Origin of the sequence: Synechococcus sp. H55.10, from assembly GCF_047502715.1 — a bacterium.
Taxonomy (GTDB): Bacteria; Cyanobacteriota; Cyanobacteriia; order Thermostichales; family Thermostichaceae; genus Thermostichus.
This window is the reverse complement of the sequence record NZ_JANSJJ010000125.1, coordinates 88,051-108,573: the sequence shown is the minus strand read 5'-3', so window position 1 is coordinate 108,573 and position 20,523 is coordinate 88,051. Positions and strand designations below refer to the sequence as shown.

Genomic DNA, 20,523 nt, shown 5'->3' with positions numbered 1-20,523 from the left:
GCTCAATAGTGGTGAGGAGTGAAGAGAAGAAGCCTCTGGGGTCGAAACACGGACAGACTCCCAGAGGTTTTTTCATGGCCTATTCACGCGATCCCAATCCCGACGGGGACGCCGCGCCCATGCCCAGGCCCGCCGGGTTTTATAGTCATCTCAAATGGCAATGCAACGTTTCTCTACGTCGTTGTTGCTACACAACGCTGTTCTAACTCCCCTCTCCCTCTGGGAGAGGGGTTGGGGGTGAGGGTAGCGGCGCGGAGCGCTTGGGTTGGCGACAAAGTGTCTCAATCCTGTTTGAAACGACTATAACCCTAGGGGCTGGAAGACTTCTCTCAGCACTCCAGGCGTCCCAGCCGGCTCTGGATTTGAATTCAGGCTGGGACAGAGCGCTTGGCGCAACTCTTTGCCCGGCAGGGATCGGGTGTCAGGGATCCCAGTTCAGTTGGGAGTGCCCCTGTTTTTCGCCGGCCCTCTTGACCCCTCTGCTGGTCTCTGGCCTAATTCAAGTTAAGCCTCTCTTCCATTCCCCCTTGAGACACCGCCTCCTTGAGTTTTGGCGTCGCCGCTTTCCCCACAGCTTGCGCACGCAGGTGGCGCTGGTGATTGCCAGCCTTTCCTTTGTCCCCAACTTGGTGTTCATCCTGTCGGTGCAGTGGATCTGGCCCGACACGCAATTTAGTGCCGAAGGGATCATTCTGCTGCTGCTGTGGATCCCGTTGCTGGCGGTACTATCGGCGGTGGTGGGCTATGTCCTGTCTTCTTTGATCCTGCGCCCCCTCACCTTGCTGGCCCGCGAGTTGGCCCACCTAGAAACCTTGATCAACCAGCCGGCCCGTTGGAATTTGCTGCTTCGTACCCAGGATCCCCAAGAGGCCCTAATCCTGCGGCAGGCTTTTGCCCATTTGCTGCGCCAAATCCAGATCGACCAGTTGCGGCGGGAGGCCTTCATCGCCACCTTGGTGCATGACTTGAAAACTCCCCTCATCGCCTTTGGACATCTGCTGAGCGCCTTCAAGCAGGAGCAGCAGTTGGATCCCCGGGAACGGCTTGCCCTGCTGGATCGCATCCTGGAGGAGAACCAACACAACCTGGCGCTGGTGCAAAAAATGGTGGAGGCCCACCGCCTGGAGCGGGGCGAGATCGAGCTGCACCCTCGTCTTTGCGATCTGGGATCCTTGGCCAGAAGAGTGGCCGAACGCATGGGATCCCTGGCCCAAGAACGGGGGATCGACCTGCGCGTGGAAGGAGAGGGCTGGGGCAACGCCGATGAGGCCGAGCTGGAACGGGCGCTGGTGAATCTCGTGGACAACGCCTTGCGCTACGCCCGCCATGCGGTGGTGCTGACCGTCAGCCCTCGCCAGATCCAGGTGCGGGATGATGGCCCTGGCCTGCCGGCTCCCCTGGAAGAGCTGGCCCAGCCCTACATCGCCCAGCCCATCCACATCGCCGGCCAGCGCTACCCAACCGGATCGGGAGGTCTGGGACTGTACATTGCCAAGCGCATCCTGCAAGCCCACGGGGGTGACTTGCGGTTGATCGAGACGGGATCCCAGGGCGCCACCCTAGCCCTGGTGCTGAGTTAAGGCCCCACCAACAGGGCGGCCCCGATACATCAATCGGTACTTCATCTGTGGGGTCGAGTCTTTTTGCCCTGGTTTTTCTTCTGCTGTGATGGGTTGTAAAGAGGCAGTGGGAGGATGCGCCTGAGTGGAGGAAGAGGATGTACGGCTGACCTTGCCAGGCCACAAACCCGCTTGCTCCAGAGCCCTGTAGAGTGCCTCCGTGTCAATAGGCCAGAACCATCTGGCAGCCTCGTAAACTCGCTCGAGGGAGTGGAGAATATCCCCGGCCTCGGCCAAGCCAGGGATTACATCCGCTGCCCCCTGATAAATTGCCCAGCGTCGCTCTGCCGGCTCGATGTGGCGACCGGGATAATGAGTCAGGATCACAGGGATGTTGGGCAGCTTGCTTTGGCACTCTCGGCAAAAGGCATAGGGGTTAAACAGCCCCGTCGTCATGTCCACCACCATCAGATCCAGATCCAGAGGCTGACTGGTTGCCACCTCCAGCAACGCTTCACAGGGGGAAACCAGCACCACAGAGTGTCCCTGCGACTCCAGTCCCAACTTCCAGAGATGAACTTGTGAGGCTTGGCCCTGAGCCAGCAGTATGGCTTTGCTCATAGGGGATGAAGTAGAAGGAAAGTTAAAGGCTTGCTCTACCCGCTGATCCGTCATACGTCAGAATCGCGCACGGAGCGTAATGTAGCATTCTCAAGAGGAGCAAATAGTAACCAGATATACAAGTGCTGCTGTGGAAACCCAACCTTCTGGGCGCCCACCCCGGAGCCCCACCAGCGAACTTTTGGGCGCGGCCTGTCCGGTGGCCTCAATTTTTGTCTTGCTCAACCCCATCAGGGATCCCTTCTGGCTCGGCTGCCAATTCAGCTTGTAGGGCCTGCCACTCTTCCGCAGAGAGCGAATGGAGCTTCTCTTGGATTTGCTGGGTTTCGAAGCTGGCCCACTGAGCCTTCAAGGTCATTTCCCCACGCAGCACCCGCCTCAGGTAGCCCAAAGTCCAGCCCAAGCACGCCAGCAAAAGCACCACGCTGGATATCTGCTGCGCAGCCCCCGTGTCTAAGCCCGCCCAAAGCAGCAGGCCGTAGAGGCCGCCGCCCCCCAACAGCAGGCCTAGGCCGACGCCAAGAACATCCAATCTGCGCATGACCCGGTAATCGACAAATGGCCGGCCTCACAGCGACCGAGGCTTGGGTCGAAATGTCATGAAGGGAGCCACCAGCACCATGCCGGGAAAGAAAAACAAGACTAAGAAAAACATCAGCACCTTTTCCCAAGCGCCAGCCGAAGTCCAGCGTTTGTCCACATACAGCAAAGACAACAGCGGCAACACCAGCAGATAGAGTATTGCCAAACCGGCATAAGTTGCCCAAATCAACGATGGGGTAGAAGCCATGTCGAGTACGTCCCGCAGCTATTTGACCGTGTCAAACAAATCTAACAGCATTGTAAAGGGATTTGTCGGCTTGCGGGAGTCGGCAACTCGGCCAACTGATCACAGGCTCGCGCTGATCGCCCCAACAGGGCAGGTGGGAACGCATTGTTCGCACATGACACAGCGGTTGCGGGAGAACTCCAGTTTCCAGTCGGGAGCGGAAATCCTGAGGGCCTCCGTGGGGCAGACTCCGGTACACAAGCCGCAGTCCACACACAAATCGGGGTCGATCTGAATTGCCTCGGCCCGTTCGGCCACCTCAATGCCCAGAGACTGTACCCACTCCAATCCAGCCTCCACCTGGTCGATGTCCCCTGAGAGCTCCACCACCAAGGTTCCCACTTCGTTGGGGGTTACCCTGGCGCGCACAATATTGGCGGCCACATCAAAATCTTTGGCCAATCGATAGGTGACGGGGACATTCACCAAATGGCGGGGAAAGATTAGGGTGACTCGTTTGCGCACGAGTTTGGCCTGAGTATCTGAGGTGCCGTGACTCTTCCAGTATGGCAGGCTGCTGGCGGCATCCTCCCGTCCTGCATGGGCAGAAGCAGGGAGGCGGGATCCCACGGAAGCTGTGAAGGGCGTCCCGCAGCCTGTCACAATGGGATCAGAGCGTTTTTGTTGATCCCCATGAACTCGGCCCAGCCCTGCCTCAACTCCGAGCACTATCGGCAGATGTTGGTGCGTGATGGCGAGCGTCGCTTCCGCGAGTGGCACACTGCTTTCCTCAACTATCAGCGGCAGTTTTTGCAAGAGATGAAGCGATTGCAGCTCCGTTCTTCCCGGAATCGTTGATCTGGAATCGCCAATGGGTTCAGTAATGCCTACGGCCAACCCTTTGTGCCCTCTTCCGGTCTCTTCTCAGCCTGATTCCTCCCTCCGCCAAGAAACTTTGGAACTGCTGGAGTGGCCCCGCCTCTGTCAGCACTTGGCCACCTTTGCCGCCACGCCGCTGGGCCGCCGCGCCTGCTTGGAGCTGGATCCCTGGCAGAGTCGCGCCGACAGCGAAGCCTATCTTGAGCAGACTGAAGAGGCGATCCGCCTCGATCGCTCGCAGGCGGGCGGAGTTTCCATGGCAGGGATCCACAACTTGCTGCCGGCCTTGGAACGAGCCGAACGGGGAGGGATCCTGAGCGGGGAAGAGCTGGTGCAGGTTGCTACAACTCTAGGATCCGCCCGCCGCATCCGCCGTTTGATCGATGACCAGGACTGTCTGCCCCGCCTGCAGGCTTGGGTGAGTGACCTACGCACCTACCCGGAGCTGGAGCAGGAGATCTTTCGCTGTCTGGAGGAGCAGGGGGAGGTGCGGGACAGTGCCAGCCCCGTCCTTGCCGATCTGCGCCGGCAGCAACGGCAGCAACGCAGCCAGATCCAAGAGCGCCTGCAACAGTTGATGAGCCAGTACCCCCAGGCGCTACAGGATACCCTGATCGGCCAGCGGCAGGGGCGGTTTGTGCTGATGGTGAAGGCCGCCCAGCGGGATCTCATCCGCGGCATTGTGCACGACAGCTCTGCCAGCGGGGCCACCCTCTATGTGGAGCCCTATGCGGTGGTGGAACTGGGCAACCGCTTGCGGGAAACCCAAGCTCAGATTCAGGCAGAGGAAGAGCGGATCTTGGCCGCCCTCTCGGCCCAGGTGGGATCTGTTGCCGAGGATTTGGAGCATCTGCAGGCGGTGATGGTGGGGCTGGATGTGGCCTTGGCCCGTGGCCGCTACAGTCTCTGGCTGGACGGCCATCGCCCCCAGTTTGTCTCGGCAGGACTGCGCCTGCGGCAGGCCCGCCACCCTCTGCTGTTGTGGCAGTGCCGCGCAGAAGGCCAGGGCGCGGAGGTGATCCCCATCGACTTCACCCTCTCGGAGTCCATTCGTGTCGTGGTTATCACCGGCCCCAACACCGGCGGCAAAACCGTTGCCTTGAAAACCTTGGGGCTGTTGGCGCTGATGGCCAAGGCGGGGATCTTCCTGCCGGCTCAGGATCCGCCCCAACTGCCCTGGTTCGATGGCGTTTATGCCGACATCGGCGACGAGCAATCCCTGCAACAAAATCTCTCCACCTTTTCGGGGCACATCCACCGCATCAGCCGCATGGTGCGGGTTCTGCAGTCCGACCCGGCGCCGGCCCTTGTCCTGCTGGATGAGGTGGGGGCGGGCACGGATCCCACAGAAGGCGCCGCCCTGGCGGCTGGGCTGTTGGAGTATCTCTCGGAAAAGGCGTTGCTCACCTTGGCCACCACCCACTACGGCGAGCTGAAGGCCCTGAAGTACCAACATCCCGGCTTTGAAAATGCTTCGGTGGAGTTTGACGAGACCACCCTGGCCCCCACCTATCGCCTGTTGTGGGGGATCCCCGGTCGCTCCAATGCCTTGGCCATCGCCCGACGGCTGCACCTGGATCCCGAGATCCTGCAACGGGCCCAGCAGCACCTGCAGGGAGAAAGCCAGGTGGATCAGGTGATTGCCGGGCTGGAAGCGCAGCGGGCCCAATTGGAAGCGCGGGCAGCCCAGGTGGGAGCCCTGCATCGAGAGCTGGAGAGCTTATATCAGCAAATGCAGCAGCGCAGCCGCCAAATGGCCGAGCGGGAAGCCCAACTGGAGCACAAGCAAAACCAAGGTCTGCAAGCCCTGTTGGCTGCCGCCCGTCAGGAAGTGGCCGCCGCCATCCGCAAATTGCAGCAGGGAGAGGATCCCCAGCGCATCACGGCCGAGCTGGCGCAAATCCAGCAGCGCTACTCTCCCTCGCCGCCGCCTGCGGATAGGGAGTTTGTGCCAGAGGTGGGGGATCGGGTGCGGCTGAGAGGCCTGGGGCAGACGGGAGAGGTGATCGCCGTCACAGGGGATGTGTATGTGGTGCGCAGCGGCATCCTCAAATTCACGGTGCCGCGGGAGCAGTTGGATCCCATTGACGAGCAGCAGGCCCAGCAGCGCCAACGCCCCAAGGCCCCACCTCCCGCCCCAGCAGCCACCGCTCCCCTCAACCTGCGCACCAGCCAGAACACCCTCGATCTGCGGGGGAAAACCGTGGCCGATGCCGAGGCCATTCTGGAACAGCACTTTGCCCAAGCTCCCCCCGGCCCTGTCTGGATCATCCACGGCCACGGCACCGGGCGCTTGCGGGCCAGCGTACAAGCTTACTTACAAAATCACCCCCGCGTCCAGAGGTTTGCCCCAGCGGATCCCCAAGACGGCGGCACCGGCGCGACCGTGGCCCACTTGCGGTGAGGGTTGGGCTGTTTCAAACTCGCTTACGGTCGTTTCCAACAAGGTTAAGACACTTTGCCGCCGGCCCAAGCGCTCCCCGCCCCCTCTCCCTCAGGGGGAGAGGGGATCTGAAGATCCACGACCAGGCTGTTTGGTAACCGTTCAAACTTGACTTTGGAGCGCTGCTGCCGAGCCGACGGGCTGGGATCCCACCTGTTGCCGCCGGCTTTGCCAAAGCCAGTAGCCCCGCAGCAGTTGGCTATCCCCGATGAGCTTCAACATCACCGCCACCGTCATACTTGTCCAACTGAGAGGGCCAAAGGCAGCGCCTGCTGCAGCCAGCAGCGCCAACCCCGAAAGATTGAGCCCCAAGCCTTGCACCCACATCCACCAGACGGTCTCGCGCTCCGACATTGGCCGGCTCCTAGAAACGGAAGAATTGGATAGCCCTACTCTCCTGGATCTGAGGCGAGGTGGGGATATGGCCAAGCCTCAGCCCAGATGCCCAAAGCTGCATACTTCGGGGGGCGTTATGTCCAGGCCTAGCCCAGCCACGCCTGCAACCGCGCCAGAGCCAGCCGCTTTTGGGCAGCAGAGCTTACCGTACCTTCTGTGAGCCGATTGAAGCCGTGCACCAGCCCCTTGCCTCCCAAAGCCACCAGCGTCACCCGATGGGTTTGCCCCGGCTCAAAGCGCACCGCTTGGCCGGAAGGAATGTTGAGGCGCATGCCAAAGCTGGCGGCGCGATCGAACACTAGAGCCCGGTTCACCTCGAAAAAGTGAAAATGGGATCCCACCTGAATGGGCCGATCCCCTCGGTTGGTCACCTCCAGGGTCACGCTGGCCCGTCCGACATTGGCTTGGATGGGATCCTCTGCCAGCAGCAGCTCCCCCGGGATCAGAACCGGTGCAGGGTCCGCAGCAGGCGGGGTTTTGGGTTGGCGAGCCATGGTGGCAACCTCCTGAAGTCTGTGAGTCGTTGGGGGATCCTTAGAAAGCAGCTAGCGAATGGGGTGGTGCAGGGTCACCAGCTTGGTTCCGTCGGGGAAGGTGGCTTCCACTTGAATTTCCGGGATCATCTCCGGGATCCCAGGCATCACGTCCTCTCGGCTCAGCCAGGTTAGCCCCTCGCTCATCAACTGGGCAACCGTTTTCCCTTCCCGTGCCCCCTCCAAAACGGCTGCGCTCAGGTAGGCCACCGCCTCGGGGTAGTTGAGTTTGAGGCCTCGTTGCCGCCGATCCCGAGCCAACTGGGCCGCCAGGTAGATCAACAACTTGTCTTTCTCCTGGGGAGACAGGTACATGAGGTCACCTCAAAGATACAAAACGATACAGAAGAGACGGCAGGGCGCCACGTTAGCCTAGAGTTGATTTAACTTGTACCACCTCTGGGCCAACAAGAGGCTCCCAAGTTGTATGAGGAACCACCCGCCCTTCTCCAGCACTGACGGTCTCGGTACCCGATGTTGCATCTTCCTTCCTGGGCAGCCTCTCCTGAAAGAGTAACAATAGATAAATAGGTGTAGTAGTCGTCAAGGTTTGTTTAGATTTGTATCTCGGCCCTGAGTTGGTTTATCTTGGAGCAATTTACCGGCTTTGTTTAGCAGTTTCCTTTGATATGGATTGACTAGGTTCTTTTGATGAGCTATGAAACTCGAACTGACTCCCAGACAGCGCAAGATTCTCTGGGCGACGGTGCGCAGCTACATTGCGACGGCTGAACCTGTCGGTTCCAAAACCTTGGCTCAGTCCTATAACTTTGGGGTGAGCACGGCCACCATTCGTAACGACTTGGCCACCCTTGAGCAGGTTGGGTTACTGTTTCAGCCCCACACCTCCGCCGGTCGGGTTCCTTCCGACTTTGGCTATCGGGTCTATGTAAACGATCTGTTGACCTCTGCCAACATGGATGGGATCCCCTGCGATGCTCCTCAGTCGGATCCCCATCCTGCTCTGCAGCAGTTGCTGGATCAGCTTGGCCGCGAGCTGGGCGACGACCTGGACAGTCTTCTCCAGAGGGTGGCCCAGCTTTTGGCCCATCTGAGCGGCTGCATTGCTCTGATCACCCCACCCCAGGGGCCGGTGGTGGCCATTCACCACGTGCAGTTGGTGTCGGTGGCGCCAGGGCGGGTGATGGTGTTGGTGGTTACCGATTCTTATCAAACCCATTCGGCCTTGGTCAGCCCACCCGAGTGGCCCAGCGACTGCCAAGAGGATCTGGAAGATGAATTGCGATTGCTCAGCAACTTCCTCACCCTGAAGCTGCGGGGCAAGACTTTTGCCGAGTTGCAGGATTTGAGCTGGCTGAAGCTGGATGAAGAGTTTCGCGCCTACAGCCATTGGCTGCAGCAACTGCTGCGCTCGGTGGTACAACGCTATCTGCGGCCATCTCTCGGGCAGGTGTTCAGTGCCGGCATGACAGAGCTGATGCGTCAACCGGAGTTTTCCCAAGCCCGGCAGGTGCAGGCGGTGATGCAGTTGATCGAGGAAGGGGCGGAGCAACTCCAGGGAATGATTGGGCTCCATTTGACCGATGGGGGCTCAAGGGGGAACGATTCAGGACAGCCCGACCGCAATATCCCGGTGATCATCTACATCGGCAGCGAGAACCCGCTGGAGTCTTTGCACCACTGTACGGTTATCGCTGCCACTTACCACCGCCGCTCGGCTCCTCTGGGTACTGTCACCTTGCTGGGGCCGACCCGAATGGCCTACGAGCGCAGCATTGCGGCTGTGCAGGCGGTGGCCTCTCACCTGACTCGGGCTCTTGCTTAGGGGGGCAGGGTCTGGGCTGCACCCGAGCAATAGCAAGCTGTGACCAGGCTCTCTTCTTTTCACCTGCGGGTACAACACGCCATCCGGCAGCGGCAGCTTCTTCACCCCGGCGAGCGCTTGCTGGTGGCTTTTTCCGGCGGTCAAGATTCCTTTTGCCTGCTCCAGATCCTGCGGGATCTGCAGCCTCGCTGGGACTGGAAGCTGTTTGTCCTGCATTGTGATCACCGTTGGTCGGCGGACGAAACGGAGTGTGCCCGCTTTTTGCAGCGATGGCTGCAGCAGCAGGGGCTAATCCATGCCGTTGCAACTGCGGATCCCATCCGCCGAGATGAGGCAGGGGCCAGGGCTTGGCGCTACCAACAGTTGGACAAATGGGCCCGCATTTGGGAGTGCAGCGCCGTGGTGATGGGGCATACGGCCAGCGATCGCGCAGAGACGTTGTTGTGGAATTTGCTGCGGGGGACAGGAGCCGCCGGGCTGAGCAGCCTAGATTGGCAGCGCCGCCTGGACGAGCGGGATCCCACCTCTGCCCGGTTGGTGCGCCCCCTGCTGGGCCTTTTTCGTTGGGAAACCGAGCAATTTTGCCGGCAGCACCAGTTGCCGGTCTGGCCGGATCGCAGCAACCAAGATCTGGCCCATGGCCGCAACCGCCTCCGCCTAGAGGTGATGCCCTACCTGAAGCAACACTTTAACCCCCAACTGGAAGTGGCTCTGAACCGAGCTGCCACGCTGCTACAAGCAGAACACGAGCTGGTGGTAGCCCAGGCAGATCAGCTCTGGGCGCAGGTGTATGAGCCCACTTTGCCAAAGCTGCGACGGGATCCCTTGCGGGCCGCCCCCTTAGCCCTGCAGCGACAGGTGATGTTCCGATTTTTGTCCCTGGTGCTGCCCCACCACCCCACCTTTGATCAGGTGGAAGCCGGGATCCAGCTCTTAAAAGCAGGCCGCGGCAGCCGCAGCCCCGACTATCCAGGTGGGAGCTGGCTAGAAGTGAAAGAGGATCACATTTGTTTTGTTTCCATTAATTCCACTTCCCCGAAAGGAAGCAACTCTCCCCGACTATAGCCCTTACCCAATCCAGGGGCCCAGATCGACAGGGTCTCGTTTTGGGCTGCAATTTCCCCTCACTTTTTGTCGCCGAGGGGCCTGAAACCCTTGCCCAGCAAGGGATCGACCGGGTCAACGGAAGAATCAGGGTTTGAGGGTTGTCGCCGACCCTGTCGCTGAATTTTGGGTATAAAGCTTTACAAGGATCCCGGTGCTGCTGTTGAGGTGGCCTGGGATGGGCTCCTGAGGGGTGGGCTAAGACGGTCTTTCTAGGGATCCAGGACATAGCGATCCTGGGAGAGGAGCTTGTTGCCGCGATAGACGCTCACCTGCAAATGCTGGGGATCCAGCCGCTGCTGCTCCACGCGGATGGGGGAGATCTGGAGGGCGTGGCGGGATCCCCGTCCCAGCACCGACACGATGAGATTTTGGCCGCGGATCTGAAGGCGCAGGCGCACCGGCCAAGGGAAGGGGTTGCGCAGCTTGAGGTCGGCCAAGCCGTACCAAACGGTGGCATCCAGGCCGGGGGGCACCGACTCCACGGGGCGGTAATGGGGGTGCCTTTCCACCACTTCCAGCCCCGCCAGCAGAGCAGCGTTGTATAGGCTGGAGGAGACTTGACAGATCCCGCCCCCAACCGAATCCAGGGTTTCGGCCACCATGAATACCGGCGCAGGCAGATAGCCCCGCTCGAGGGTGCGCGGCCCTACCACCTGGTTGAAAGAAAAAACTGCCCTTGGCTGAATGTAAACCCCATCCAGGCTTTGGGCAGCCTGGCGAATGTTGTGGAGCTGCGAGGGAGTGCGCTCCTGCAAGGAAGTGGTGTATCGGCTCAGGGTGGTTGGGGTGGGATCCGTCCACCACAGAGCCAGCAGGGCCAACCCCACCGACAAAGCCAATCCCCGCATCTTCCCTTTCACTTTTCCCAAGACACCTTGGCTTTCAAGAGAACCTCACCCTGGGGTTGGCGAGGGACGGCAGCGGCTTGGGCCGTAACCAGCACCTCTTGGGGGCGGGCGCCCTCTGGCAGCGGGTGTGGCGGGCGCAAGGCCACAAGTGCGGATCCCTGGGCATCCACCTGAAAGGTGCCGCAGTGGAGGATCTCGCCGTCGTCCAGCTTGAGCCAGAGGTGGTAACGCTCTCCAGGGGCCGGTTGGGGCAGATCCCTTGCCGCCAAGACCACCTCCTGCCACTCTCCTGGGCGCAACAGCAGGTTGGCCGACCCCACCTCTCCCTGCAAGTTCACCAGACGGGATCCCGGCTGTTGCAAGAGATGGGACAATGTCTGCACCGATTCTAGCCGGGCCAGTTGCAGCGCCTGTCGCAGTCGCCAGTTGTCGAAAACCAGCAAAGCCAAGGCCCCTGCCGCCAAGCCCCCTACCCAGCGCCACTCAGCCGTGAGGCGACCGAACCCCAGAGAGGACAGTGCCGGCTGAAGAGGGGTCAGCGCCTCCTCAATGCCCGCCTCTGCCATCACCTTGCCCCGCAAGCTGGCCGGCGGAATCACCCCTGGCAACCCATAGGGCAGCAGATGCAGGGTTTCTTGCAGGGCCTGCAACTCTGCCAGCAACCGCGGGTCTTGGGTTAGGCGTGCCTCCAGGGCGCTTGCCTGTTCAGGAGACAAGTCCCCCAGCAGATAGCCGGCCAGTTCTTCCTGTGCTTCTGATGAAGGGGGCGAGGCAGCTTCAGACCCAGAACTTAACTCCAAGGAGAGCGATTCCCGCAACTTGCAGAGGGCCTGGCGAGTGCGGGCTTTAACCGCCTCCAGCGGGATCCCCCAGTGTTGGGCAATGTCCGCCTGGCTCAACCCCTGGTAGTAGAGCAGCTCGAGAACCTGCCGTTGGCTTTCCGGCAGTTGGCTGAGGGCCTCCTGCACCGCTTGCCGTCGCTCCTCGAGGGAGAGCTGCTCAAAAGGGATCGGAGCACTGCCATCGGCGGCGAGCAGGGGTTGCCAGTGTTTCAAAAAACGTTGATGGCTATCCTGGGAACGCAGACGCTCAATGGCTCGCGAACGGGTCAACGCACACAAAAAACTGCTCACGGATCCCTGCCGCGGATCATAGTCGGGCTTGTGCCACAGTTCGACAAACACCGCCTGAGTCAGATCTTCCGCCTCGGCCGCATGGCCCAGGATCTTAAGGGCCAGCCCACAGATCAAGCCGGCATAGCGATCGTAGAGTACAGCCAGGGCAACAGAATGCCCTGCTGTGAGCGCTTCCATCAGCTCCACATCGCTGCGGGATGGCCAATCCCTCACCCGCTCGCGCCAGGGAGACGGAGTCCTTGGTTGCTCAGCCATGCTACACCCAGCGTCGTCCCACAGAAACGAAGATAGACCTGATGAAAGCCTATCCCCTCAGCCGCGGCGAGCCGCCCACTCCAGCCCCAGCAGAGCCGTGTTCACCAGCAAGGCCAGGGATCCCACCGCTAGAGATCCAGCCCAGATTTTGTCGTAGCGACCGGCCTGGGCAATGCCCTCAAAAAGCAGGGTGCCCAGCCCCCCTGCCCCAAACTTGGCCCCCACCGTGGCAATGGCAATGGCCACAATTGCCGCCAGCCGCAAGCCGGCCAGGGCAACCGGCAGCATCAGGGGTAGCTGCACCTGCCACCACCGCTGCCAGAGGTTCATCCCCAGACCCTTGGCTGCCTCCAGAAGAGCCGGCTCCACTGATTGCAAACCCACGTACAGGTGGCGCACCAAGATCACCTGCGAGTAGAGCACCATCGCCACCACCACCGAGCGGGCATTGAGCCCGAACCAAGGGATCAGCAAAATGATTAGAGCCAGGCTGGGCACCGTGTACAGGATGCTGAGGATCCCCATCAGCGGTAGGGCTAGCCAGCGCACGTGGTGAACCAGCAAAGCCAACGGCAGCGCCAGCACCAGCGCAATCCCCAAGGCCGTCGCCACCATTGCTAGGTGCTCTTGGGTAAGCTGCCACACCAAGCCGGGATGGCGGAGAAGGTAGCTCATGCGGATCCCCCCTCCAGCATGGCCAGATGGCGGATGTGATCCAGGGTAACGATGCCGATAGCCCGCCCGTCTTCCCACACCGTGAGAGCCGCCGCCCCCGTGCGCAGCAGCAGCGACAAGGCCCGCCGTAGGGTTTCGTGGGGCTTTACCACCGCCCCCTCCTGGATCTGGTGGTTGTGCGGGATCCGCCCCATCGCCGTTTCCACCCGCAGCACGCTCAGTTGCCGCACCATGTCGTCTGCCCCCAATAGCTCTCTGACAAAGGGGGTGGCCGGCTGGGTGAGCAGTCGAAAGGGAGTATCGAACTGCACCACTCGCCCCTGCTGCATCACCAAGATGCGATCTGCCAGGCGCAGCGCCTCTTCCACGTCGTGGGAGACGAAGAGGATGGTCTTTCTCAGTTGCCGCTGCAGGCGCAGGATCTCATCTTGTAGCTTGCTACGGGTGATGGCGTCGAGGGCCCCAAAGGGTTCGTCCATCAGCAGCAGATCCGGATCCCCGGCCAGCGCCCGCGCCAGCCCCACCCGCTGCTGTTGGCCGCCTGAGAGTTGAGCCGGGTAGCGACGTCGGTATTCTTGGGGGGGCAAGTTGACCAAGCTGAGCAGCTCGTCCACTCGCTCGCGGATGCGCTCCCTTGGCCAGCCCAAAAGTCGCGGCACCACCGCCACATTCTGGGCCACCGTCATGTGGGGAAACAACCCCACCTGCTGGATGACATAGCCGATGCGCTGGCGCAGCGCCGTCACCGGAAAGTGGCGGATATCCTGCCCATCCAGGCGAATCTGTCCTTGGGTGGGCTCCAGCAGCCGGTTCACCATCTTCAGAAGGGTGGTTTTGCCGCAGCCGGAAGGGCCGAGGATGACCACCAACTGGCCTGAGGCCACAGAAAAACTGCACTCCTCCACAGCCGGACGGGAACTGTGGGGGAAGCGCAGCGATACCCGCTCGAATTCAAGGGTGCTCACGCCGGGGCCTCGGGCAACGGCTATTCCTTCAAAATACCGGCCTCCACCAAGAAGGATCTCGCCACCTCTGCCGGCTCCTTGCGCTTGCCGCTCACCTCGTAGTTCAGCCGCTGCATCACCTCGTCCGTCAGCAACGGAGCAAGGGCGTTCAAAGCAGTGGCGATGCCGGGGTTGGCCTCCAGGGTATCTTTGCGCACCACCGGCGCCACCTGGTAAGGGGGGAAAAGCTGCTTGTCGTCCTTGAGCACCACCAGGTCAAAGGCGGCAATTTCCCCGTCAGTGCCAAAGGCCACCGCCACATCCGCCTCCCCATTGACCAAGCCCTGGTAGCGCAGGCCGGGATCCACCGCCTTGTAGGCTTTGAGGCGAAAGTTGCCGTAGACCGCTCGCAGCCCCGGCAGGCCGTCTTCGCGGGCTTGAAACTCCGGCGGCCCGATCATCACCAGCTCGCCTGCTCTGGCCACCATGTCTGAGAGGGTAGTGATGCCCAGCTCCGCCGCTCTGGCGCGGGTCATGGCCAGGGCCTGGGTGTTGTTCATGGGGGCCGGATCCAGCCAAACCAGTTGGAACTGGCGCTCGTACTCGCGGGCCACCGTCGCGTATACCTGGGCCGGGTCATTGCTGCTGGGCAGCTTGAGCACCGTCAGCAGGCCGGTGCCAGTGTACTCCGGGTAGAGATCGATCTCGCCGCTCAGCAGGCCGGCATGGGCCACCGGCGTTCCCCCCAGGTTGAGCTTGCGCTCCACCGCCAACCCCGCCGCCTCCAGAGCCAAGGCGTACATTTCCCCCAGAATAAACTGCTCGGTGAAGTCCTTAGAGCCGACCACAATCGGTTTGGCAAGGCCCGCTTGAGGGGCAAGAACAAGGGCGGCCAGCCCCGAGAGGGCCAGCAGAGCCAGGCGACGAGTGGTTTTGAGCATGGCAAAAGGGATCCCCAACTCGAGACAAGCGGCCCTGGCGAGAGTGTTCCGGCCTGGGCCAGGAAGTTGCGACTGTTAAGCCACCATTAAACCATTATTGTCCCCGATCCGTAACTGCAAGAGCGACAGCGGCACTACCGGCATTGCCCCGCCCCAGAGCCTCAACCCCATCCCATTAGCCTCTGCCGGGGGCCGGGAACGATCCGGTGACGGCCCGGATCTTCTGCCGCCGCCCAGCTCGCTCGATCTCCAGCTCCAGGGTGCTGCCCACCTCGGTGCGCTCCACCTCCTGTTGCACTTGGTCGGCGGTGGTGACGGCGCGGCCATTGATGGCAAGAATGATGTCTCCGGCGCGCAGGCCCGCCCGCTCTGCCGGGGATCCCTGGATCACCTCGCCGATGAGCACCCCCTGATCCACCGTCACGAAAATGCGGCTGTTGGGATCCTGGTTGAGACGTTCCTTCAGGTCGGGGGTGAGGGTGAGCATACGGATGCCCAGGTAGGGGTGATCCACCTTGCCGCGGGCGATCAACTGGTTGGCCACCCGCTGGGCTGTCTCGATGGGAATGGCAAAGCCCAGCCCTTGCGCCCCTTGGATGATAGCCGTGTTCACCCCGATCACCTCCCCTTGAGCATTGAGCAGGGGGCCGCCTGAGTTGCCGGGGTTGATGGCCGCATCCGTCTGGATAAAAGACACCCGCTTGTCGGGCACGCGGATCTCGCCGCTGGAGCGGCCCAAAGCGCTGATGATCCCAGCGGTTACGGTGTTGTCCAGCCCCAGGGGGTTGCCGATGGCAATGGCCCACTGGCCCGGCTCCAGCAGTTCGGAGCGGCCCAGCTTCACCGTCGGCAGGTTCTGGGCCTCGATCTTCACCACCGCAATGTCCGTCACCGGATCGGTGCCAATTACTTTGCCGTCAAAGCTGCGGGTATCCTTGAGCGTCACCGTCACCTTGTCGGATCCCTCGACCACATGGGCGTTGGTGATGATCTGGCCGTCCGGGCTGATGATAAAGCCGGAGCCAGTGCCCTGTTGCCGCCGTTGGCGGGGGATGGAAGGGATCGCTTGGCCAAAGAAATCCCGGAAGAAGGGATCGCTAAAGAACTCCTCTGGAAAAGCGCCCGGAACGCGCACCGTCCGCTCGGAGTCGATGCGCACCACCGCCGGCCCCACCTTTTGCGCCACCTCGGCGATAAAATTCAGGTTCAGTTGGGGCGGGGTTGCCGTCGTTTGCGCAGATACTCCGTTGCTTCCCATGAGAGCTGCTCCTAGCCCAATGCCCAAGAGCACCAGCAGCAGCGGCGAGAGAAGAGACTTAAGAACGGCCAAAGGCTTAAAAAAGGAACGAACTCCGTCCTGCTGATGCAAACGGGCAGGTTGAGCAGAAGCTTCTGAACTGGGAGAAGGTTGGCCCGGCATGGATGTGCTGCGCTTCATAGCTACCTGAGTCAAGGAAGAGAAGAGCTGGGAGCGCAGAAATACCTTGGCCCCCTGCGAAACCTAGGGCCTAATCTAGCATGGACAGCAGGGATCCCAAGGCGGCAGCCGCGGCGCTTTTCCGTACTTCCATCTGGGTTGAAGAGCAGCAGAATCTGCTTGCCTGGAGTAGCCACCCTATATCCAACTGGCTTTGATGGGGATAGAAGGCCAGACAGGGCTGTTGTCCCCAACTTTGGCCGGCTTACAGCTAACGTAGAAGTGGTAGATCGGGGGTAAGACCATGACCAACCCAGCCCGTCGTCTGTTGGCTCCTCTACTCGCCGGTTTTCTCTGGCTACCGGCAGCCACCCCGGTTTTGGCGCAAAGGGATCCCTTGCCGCCACCGCCCCCCGGCCAGGGATGGCGCCCGGTGAACCCCCTTCCCCCTGATGAGCCAAGCCAGCCCTTTCAACTGCAAACCACCTTGCTGTTGCGCTCTGGGGATCTCATCCAAGCCGTGCATCGCTCTCCGGAAGCCCTCTTGATTGCCCCTGGCGAAACCCGTGCCGTCAGCCTTAGCCTGGAGACTCCCCTGCGGGATATCTACGGCAACATGGTCGTGCCGGCGGGAGCTATCCTAGAAGGCCAATTCCAGCCGGTGAGCGGCGGCACCCAGTTTGTCTCGCGGGCCTTGATCTTCAACGGCCAATCCTATCCTCTCTACGCCCAAAGCCAGGTAATCCCGCTGCGCAAGGATCCCCGCCACACTTCTGGGGAAGCGATCGTGCAAGATGCCCTGATCGGGGCGGCGGCAGGGGCGATCTTGGGCGGCCTGTTCGGCGACCGGGTGATCTCGACGGAGAAGGTGCTAGGTGGAGCGGCAGCAGGGGCCGTGATCGGCAATGTGACGGCGCCGGAGGTGGCGGTGATCGATCCCAACGCCAACTTGACCCTGACGGTCACCCAAGATTTCCAACCCTACCTCCCCTAGCCAGCTTTTGAAAACCCTGCTGGCCAGGGCTAGGAACCGGCGGCCAGCCGATCCCAAATCTCCTCGTGGGAGAGGCCCCTGCGCACCCATTCTTCGCAATTGTGCAGCCGCTGAGCCGTGCCGATGAGGAAGCGGTTGAGGTCGGCCCCCAAAGATTCGCAGGTGGTCTGCACACAGACCAGATCCCGGCCTGAGAGCAACGAGAAGAGGCCCGCCAGCATTCCTGCCTCCAGATAGCCGGCAGGCTCCCGCTGCGCAGACAGCTCCTCCGGGCTGAGGCTGGCACGAGCAGCCAGGGCAAAGCCGGAGTTGAGGATCCTAGCCTCCACCAAGCCGCGGTCAGCAGCGGAAAAATCCAGCTCTAGGCGTCCCCAGCCGTGGGTGGCCCAGAGCTCGCTGAGGGCATCCAGGAAGATCCCCAGCGGCAATTCCTGCAGCGGTTGCTGGTAGTAGCGGGAGAGTTCGTCTTCGATGCGGCGGAAAAATGCTTCTCCCCACTCGCGGCCACAGTTGTAGAGGATGACACGGGTGGCTTGCCCGGTCTCGTAGCGCAAGCCGGCGTAGATGGCTTCCAGGAGAGGCATGGGAAAGGCCGCCAGGCGGTATCCTCCCCGGCTGTAGAGCAGGCCGCTGTGGATGTCGGGACGGATGTAGTAGGCAGGGCTAAAGCAGTGGCCGGGCAGGATCTCTTGCAGGGTGATCATGGCTTTCCTCTCGGGGAGATGGACGGACTTGAGGGCGGCTGCAACTGAGGCTTTCACGGTCATTTCAAATAGCAACAAAATAGTTGGTTGCCTGGATCCCAGCTCCCCTCTCCCTGAGGGAGAGGGGCTGGGGGTGAGGGCGAGCTCCCTCAGGGAGAGGGGCTGGGGGTGAGGGCGAGCTCCCTCAGGGAGAGGGGCTGGGGGTGGTCGCGTGAGCGGCGCGGAGCGCTTGGGCGAGCAGCACGGAGCACTGGGATAGTAGGGAGTGCCTTCATCTGGCCATAGGGAGCAAGGAATGGATGAGCAGGGAGTGGGCTGTATACAGTAATTGGTGAATGGATCGAGAGCCCATTGACTTCAGTTGACCAGCATCGACTTGGCCAAGAGCACGTAGGGGCGGATGGCCTCGCTCTCTTCGGGGCCGAAGACAGCGCTGAGGGAGTCGAGCATCAACTTATAGGCAGGCTGGCACTGGTCACGCATCTTGAAGGACTTCAGGATCGTCTCCAGCCAGTAGAGCAACTTATCCCGCAGGTAATCCTCATCGTTGAGCAGCATGGCCAGGCAGCAGTAGCGCCACACCATGAGGAGATCGCGGCGGCAACGCTCCCAGGCCAGGTGCCCATGTTGGCGGGGCAAATTCGGCATCATCGGCTGGAACTTCTCCATCACCCGCTCCAGCAGCTCTTGCTCTTTGGCCTGCAGGACTTGATAGAGGCGGACTCGTTTGGGGATCCCTTCCACATAGGCGTGTAGGGTTTTCAACTCGTCCGGGCGCAGATAGCGGCCCTCACTTTGTTGCATCAGCTCGGCGACCATTGAATTCATAGGAAGCCCCCTTGGTTTAGACGAACATTTGCATCAGGGTGAGCGCTTCTTCCGACGGAGCTGCAGTCTCGGTTTGAGGAGCAAATTCTGGCTCAAGCCGCTCTGGGGAAGGGGCGCAGACAGCCTGTAGCGCTTGCCAGTAGGGGACAAGCAAACCCTGCTGATCCGCCGGCAGGGATCCCTGCACCACCGCCTGCAACTGCTGGAGCGCTTCCGGCAAACCCAGATACCATTCCATCGCCCCACACCTCCATTGCTGCAGGGGCAAGGGATCCCCCAACAACAAGCTCAGGCTCAGGGAGCGCAAGCAGAAGGCCAGTTGCCGGGCCAAGAGGCGCTGAGTGGGGGTGAGAGAGGATTCTGCCTCACCGCTGTACCCGTGCTGTTGCAGAACCTTCTCGATCCATGCCATCTCCTGCTGTTGCAAAACCTGGTAGAGATGCAGCCGCTCTTGAAAGGAGAGAGCGTAGCGGATGAGATCCTGCAGATCGTCGGGCGTCAGGTAATCCCCTTCTCGATCGGCAATGCGCTCCGGCCAGGAGTGAAGGTCATTCATGGGTGAGGTCTCCTTAAAAAAACCAATTCAAAAAAAACCAATTCAAAACAAGTCAAAAGATCGAGCGGCTCGAGGAAGCAAAACCCAAGTTGGGGCAAAGCAGGGCTAGAGCAAGGCTCCACCAAACAAAGCGGCAAAATCCTCAAGCGTAAAGGGATCCTCTGGCGGCAGCTCCGGCGGTGGCTCAGGGCGCGGGCGGACGCCCGACCAATTGCAGCCGGCAAAAAACTGCCCTACCGACTGGGCCAAGAACAGGGGGGAGTCCGACAGCGATTCTGGAGCGAAGGGAGCTTTGGCCAAGGGCCGGTTATCCCAGTTCAACCCCTGTAAAAACACCGCCAGCGGCTGGGTTAAGTCCAGATCGGTGTCTAGGTTGAGGGTGACCATGGTCGTTTCTCCAAAGTGGCAAGGGAAGGATTGCAAAAGCCACAGGCAGACCTCACAGTTGGTGCAAACGCTGCTCGATCTCGCGGGCGCTGGCCCCTTCGCTCACCCAGAAATTGGCGGCATCGATGCGCTCTTGCCCGCCCAGCAAAAACTTGCAATAGGTCTCCCCCATGGCGTAGCACTGGATCTCGATGCAGGCCAGCTCGCGGGAAGTCATAGCAGAGAAAAATCCGGCAAATAGCCCGGCATAGAGGTGACAAACCGGCTTGCCCACATCGCCCAAGGTGCGGGCCACCAGCGAGTCAAACAGGTTGATGAATAGGAACCCTTTTTGTTTGGACTCGGTTTCCACCTCCCACTTGCCCCACCCTTGCGCCGTAAAAGGCCACCACCAGGTCTCCAGCAAAAACAGAAGGTTGGACTGCTTGACCCCAACTCCGTACTCCCGCTCATACCACTGGGAAAAATGCTGGGCATCGCGGCTGCCCCAGTCTCTGCCGATGGTGTACATCACCGCCGCAGAGGCATCGCCCACTTCCCGCTCTAGGCCCGCCTGCAGGCCGACAATGAAGTCTTCGCTGAGCAGCAGGTTTTGGGTGTTGTTCCAGTCGATGATCGTGCCTTGCTCTCGGTTAAAGCGGAAGAAATCGCGGTAGCTGTAGTGGGCGTGCTTTTCGTGGCCCACCGGCATGGTGACTGCGGGACGGGGATCCGGTCGAGTGGTAACGCTGGCCATGGCTTTCTC

24 protein-coding genes are annotated in these 20,523 nt (G+C 61.2%); 6 read left to right on the top strand and 18 right to left on the bottom strand.

Annotated features, from left to right (window positions below; all coding sequences use genetic code 11):
* The first annotated feature begins 527 nt into the window (after positions 1–527).
* Positions 528–1,580 carry a sensor histidine kinase gene (locus tag NW858_RS08910; RefSeq protein WP_414334339.1) on the top strand — a complete coding sequence of 351 codons (1,053 nt, stop codon included), beginning with the start codon at positions 528–530 and terminating at the stop codon, positions 1,578–1,580.
* On the opposite strand, the gene NW858_RS08905 is transcribed toward NW858_RS08910, so the two are convergent.
* From NW858_RS08905 to NW858_RS08890, 4 genes are all read right to left on the bottom strand, one after another.
* On the bottom strand, positions 1,560–2,180 hold the full coding sequence (locus NW858_RS08905) for a response regulator (protein ID WP_414334341.1): 621 nt from the start codon (positions 2,178–2,180) through the stop codon (positions 1,560–1,562). The two genes, NW858_RS08910 and NW858_RS08905, sit on opposite strands and share 21 nt — an antisense overlap.
* 205 nt (positions 2,181–2,385) lie before the next feature.
* The gene (locus NW858_RS08900) at positions 2,386–2,721 is read right to left on the bottom strand and encodes a DUF3007 family protein (protein ID WP_414348778.1); all 336 of its coding nucleotides are present in this window, start codon (positions 2,719–2,721) and stop codon (positions 2,386–2,388) included.
* A gap of 27 nt (positions 2,722–2,748) precedes the next feature.
* Positions 2,749–2,970 carry an NAD(P)H-quinone oxidoreductase subunit L gene (gene ndhL / locus NW858_RS08895; RefSeq protein WP_414334345.1) on the bottom strand — a complete coding sequence of 74 codons (222 nt, stop codon included), beginning with the start codon at positions 2,968–2,970 and terminating at the stop codon, positions 2,749–2,751.
* Positions 2,971–3,069: 99 nt separating this feature from the next.
* Complete coding sequence (locus tag NW858_RS08890; protein WP_414509434.1) at positions 3,070–3,474, bottom strand: NIL domain-containing protein; 405 nt, start codon at positions 3,472–3,474, stop codon at positions 3,070–3,072.
* A 156-nt stretch (positions 3,475–3,630) separates the two neighbouring features.
* Here NW858_RS08890 and NW858_RS08885 point away from each other — a divergent pair, with 156 nt between their 5' ends.
* Positions 3,631–3,807 (top strand): hypothetical protein, encoded by a 177-nt coding sequence (locus NW858_RS08885; RefSeq protein ID WP_414341549.1) that lies wholly within the window; start codon positions 3,631–3,633, stop codon positions 3,805–3,807.
* Between the two features lie 97 nt (positions 3,808–3,904).
* The gene (locus tag NW858_RS08880; protein ID WP_414520312.1) at positions 3,905–6,232 is read left to right on the top strand and encodes an endonuclease MutS2; all 2,328 of its coding nucleotides are present in this window, start codon (positions 3,905–3,907) and stop codon (positions 6,230–6,232) included.
* A 141-nt stretch (positions 6,233–6,373) separates the two neighbouring features.
* On the opposite strand, the gene NW858_RS08875 is transcribed toward NW858_RS08880, so the two are convergent.
* From NW858_RS08875 to NW858_RS08865, 3 genes are all read right to left on the bottom strand, one after another.
* The gene (locus NW858_RS08875; protein WP_414334351.1) at positions 6,374–6,625 is read right to left on the bottom strand and encodes a hypothetical protein; all 252 of its coding nucleotides are present in this window, start codon (positions 6,623–6,625) and stop codon (positions 6,374–6,376) included.
* Between the two features lie 128 nt (positions 6,626–6,753).
* Positions 6,754–7,113 carry an urease subunit beta gene (locus NW858_RS08870; RefSeq protein ID WP_414334374.1) on the bottom strand — a complete coding sequence of 120 codons (360 nt, stop codon included), beginning with the start codon at positions 7,111–7,113 and terminating at the stop codon, positions 6,754–6,756.
* 99 nt (positions 7,114–7,212) lie between these two features.
* Positions 7,213–7,515: an urease subunit gamma gene (locus NW858_RS08865; RefSeq protein ID WP_414334353.1), complete on the bottom strand. Its 303-nt coding sequence runs from the start codon at positions 7,513–7,515 to the stop codon at positions 7,213–7,215.
* Between the two features lie 343 nt (positions 7,516–7,858).
* Here NW858_RS08865 and hrcA point away from each other — a divergent pair, with 343 nt between their 5' ends.
* Both hrcA and tilS read left to right on the top strand, forming a co-directional pair.
* Positions 7,859–8,986: a heat-inducible transcriptional repressor HrcA gene (gene hrcA, locus NW858_RS08860; protein WP_414520311.1), complete on the top strand. Its 1,128-nt coding sequence runs from the start codon at positions 7,859–7,861 to the stop codon at positions 8,984–8,986.
* 39 nt (positions 8,987–9,025) lie between these two features.
* Positions 9,026–10,051 (top strand): tRNA lysidine(34) synthetase TilS, encoded by a 1,026-nt coding sequence (gene tilS / locus NW858_RS08855; RefSeq protein WP_414520310.1) that lies wholly within the window; start codon positions 9,026–9,028, stop codon positions 10,049–10,051.
* A gap of 251 nt (positions 10,052–10,302) precedes the next feature.
* Here tilS and NW858_RS08850 read toward each other — a convergent pair whose 3' ends face one another.
* The 6 genes from NW858_RS08850 to NW858_RS08825 form a co-directional block, all read right to left on the bottom strand.
* Positions 10,303–10,941 (bottom strand): VanW family protein, encoded by a 639-nt coding sequence (locus tag NW858_RS08850; RefSeq protein WP_414334359.1) that lies wholly within the window; start codon positions 10,939–10,941, stop codon positions 10,303–10,305.
* An 8-nt stretch (positions 10,942–10,949) separates the two neighbouring features.
* Positions 10,950–12,332 (bottom strand): sigma-70 family RNA polymerase sigma factor, encoded by a 1,383-nt coding sequence (locus tag NW858_RS08845; protein ID WP_414334361.1) that lies wholly within the window; start codon positions 12,330–12,332, stop codon positions 10,950–10,952.
* 57 nt (positions 12,333–12,389) lie between these two features.
* Positions 12,390–13,007, bottom strand: coding sequence for an ABC transporter permease (locus NW858_RS08840; RefSeq protein WP_414334363.1), 618 nt, complete (start codon positions 13,005–13,007; stop codon positions 12,390–12,392).
* Complete coding sequence (locus NW858_RS08835; RefSeq protein WP_414520309.1) at positions 13,004–13,972, bottom strand: ABC transporter ATP-binding protein; 969 nt, start codon at positions 13,970–13,972, stop codon at positions 13,004–13,006. The genes NW858_RS08840 and NW858_RS08835 overlap by 4 nt, the downstream gene beginning before the upstream one ends.
* Before the next feature lie 20 nt (positions 13,973–13,992).
* The gene (locus NW858_RS08830; protein WP_414520308.1) at positions 13,993–14,892 is read right to left on the bottom strand and encodes a glycine betaine ABC transporter substrate-binding protein; all 900 of its coding nucleotides are present in this window, start codon (positions 14,890–14,892) and stop codon (positions 13,993–13,995) included.
* A gap of 175 nt (positions 14,893–15,067) precedes the next feature.
* Positions 15,068–16,312 carry an HhoA/HhoB/HtrA family serine endopeptidase gene (locus tag NW858_RS08825; protein WP_414520318.1) on the bottom strand — a complete coding sequence of 415 codons (1,245 nt, stop codon included), beginning with the start codon at positions 16,310–16,312 and terminating at the stop codon, positions 15,068–15,070.
* Between the two features lie 301 nt (positions 16,313–16,613).
* Here NW858_RS08825 and NW858_RS08820 point away from each other — a divergent pair, with 301 nt between their 5' ends.
* Positions 16,614–17,303, top strand: a complete 690-nt coding sequence (locus tag NW858_RS08820) for a hypothetical protein (protein ID WP_414334368.1) — start codon at positions 16,614–16,616, stop codon at positions 17,301–17,303.
* Positions 17,304–17,332: 29 nt separating this feature from the next.
* Here the strand turns inward: NW858_RS08820 and NW858_RS08815 are convergent, their stop codons facing one another.
* The 5 genes from NW858_RS08815 to NW858_RS08795 all read right to left on the bottom strand — a co-directional run bounded on the left by NW858_RS08815 (position 17,333) and on the right by NW858_RS08795 (position 20,514).
* Complete coding sequence (locus NW858_RS08815) at positions 17,333–18,007, bottom strand: V4R domain-containing protein (protein WP_414520307.1); 675 nt, start codon at positions 18,005–18,007, stop codon at positions 17,333–17,335.
* Between the two features lie 357 nt (positions 18,008–18,364).
* Positions 18,365–18,835, bottom strand: a complete 471-nt coding sequence (locus NW858_RS08810) for a phycobilisome protein (RefSeq protein WP_414367802.1) — start codon at positions 18,833–18,835, stop codon at positions 18,365–18,367.
* A gap of 16 nt (positions 18,836–18,851) precedes the next feature.
* The gene (locus NW858_RS08805; protein WP_414520306.1) at positions 18,852–19,391 is read right to left on the bottom strand and encodes a hypothetical protein; all 540 of its coding nucleotides are present in this window, start codon (positions 19,389–19,391) and stop codon (positions 18,852–18,854) included.
* A 105-nt stretch (positions 19,392–19,496) separates the two neighbouring features.
* Positions 19,497–19,778, bottom strand: coding sequence for a hypothetical protein (locus NW858_RS08800; RefSeq protein WP_414332444.1), 282 nt, complete (start codon positions 19,776–19,778; stop codon positions 19,497–19,499).
* Positions 19,779–19,830: 52 nt separating this feature from the next.
* Positions 19,831–20,514 (bottom strand): V4R domain-containing protein, encoded by a 684-nt coding sequence (locus tag NW858_RS08795; protein ID WP_414520305.1) that lies wholly within the window; start codon positions 20,512–20,514, stop codon positions 19,831–19,833.
* Between the last annotated feature and the right edge of the window lie 9 nt (positions 20,515–20,523).

Bases quoted from the DNA above. Each gene is read 5' to 3' on its own strand.
- NW858_RS08795 (WP_414520305.1), bottom strand. From the start codon at position 20,514: ATGGCCAGCGTTACCACTCGACCGGATCCCCGTCCCGCAGTCACCATG.
- NW858_RS08825 (WP_414520318.1), bottom strand. From the start codon at position 16,312: ATGCCGGGCCAACCTTCTCCCAGTTCAGAAGCTTCTGCTCAACCTGCC.
- hrcA (WP_414520311.1), top strand. From the start codon at position 7,859: ATGAAACTCGAACTGACTCCCAGACAGCGCAAGATTCTCTGGGCGACG.
- ndhL (WP_414334345.1), bottom strand. From the start codon at position 2,970: ATGGCTTCTACCCCATCGTTGATTTGGGCAACTTATGCCGGTTTGGCA.
- NW858_RS08840 (WP_414334363.1), bottom strand. From the start codon at position 13,007: ATGAGCTACCTTCTCCGCCATCCCGGCTTGGTGTGGCAGCTTACCCAA.
- NW858_RS08900 (WP_414348778.1), bottom strand. From the start codon at position 2,721: ATGCGCAGATTGGATGTTCTTGGCGTCGGCCTAGGCCTGCTGTTGGGG.
- NW858_RS08830 (WP_414520308.1), bottom strand. From the start codon at position 14,892: ATGCTCAAAACCACTCGTCGCCTGGCTCTGCTGGCCCTCTCGGGGCTG.
- NW858_RS08800 (WP_414332444.1), bottom strand. From the start codon at position 19,778: ATGGTCACCCTCAACCTAGACACCGATCTGGACTTAACCCAGCCGCTG.
- NW858_RS08820 (WP_414334368.1), top strand. From the start codon at position 16,614: ATGACCAACCCAGCCCGTCGTCTGTTGGCTCCTCTACTCGCCGGTTTT.
- NW858_RS08805 (WP_414520306.1), bottom strand. From the start codon at position 19,391: ATGAATGACCTTCACTCCTGGCCGGAGCGCATTGCCGATCGAGAAGGG.
- NW858_RS08810 (WP_414367802.1), bottom strand. From the start codon at position 18,835: ATGAATTCAATGGTCGCCGAGCTGATGCAACAAAGTGAGGGCCGCTAT.
- NW858_RS08865 (WP_414334353.1), bottom strand. From the start codon at position 7,515: ATGTACCTGTCTCCCCAGGAGAAAGACAAGTTGTTGATCTACCTGGCG.
- NW858_RS08845 (WP_414334361.1), bottom strand. From the start codon at position 12,332: ATGGCTGAGCAACCAAGGACTCCGTCTCCCTGGCGCGAGCGGGTGAGG.
- NW858_RS08905 (WP_414334341.1), bottom strand. From the start codon at position 2,180: ATGAGCAAAGCCATACTGCTGGCTCAGGGCCAAGCCTCACAAGTTCAT.
- NW858_RS08850 (WP_414334359.1), bottom strand. From the start codon at position 10,941: ATGCGGGGATTGGCTTTGTCGGTGGGGTTGGCCCTGCTGGCTCTGTGG.
- NW858_RS08815 (WP_414520307.1), bottom strand. From the start codon at position 18,007: ATGATCACCCTGCAAGAGATCCTGCCCGGCCACTGCTTTAGCCCTGCC.
- NW858_RS08875 (WP_414334351.1), bottom strand. From the start codon at position 6,625: ATGTCGGAGCGCGAGACCGTCTGGTGGATGTGGGTGCAAGGCTTGGGG.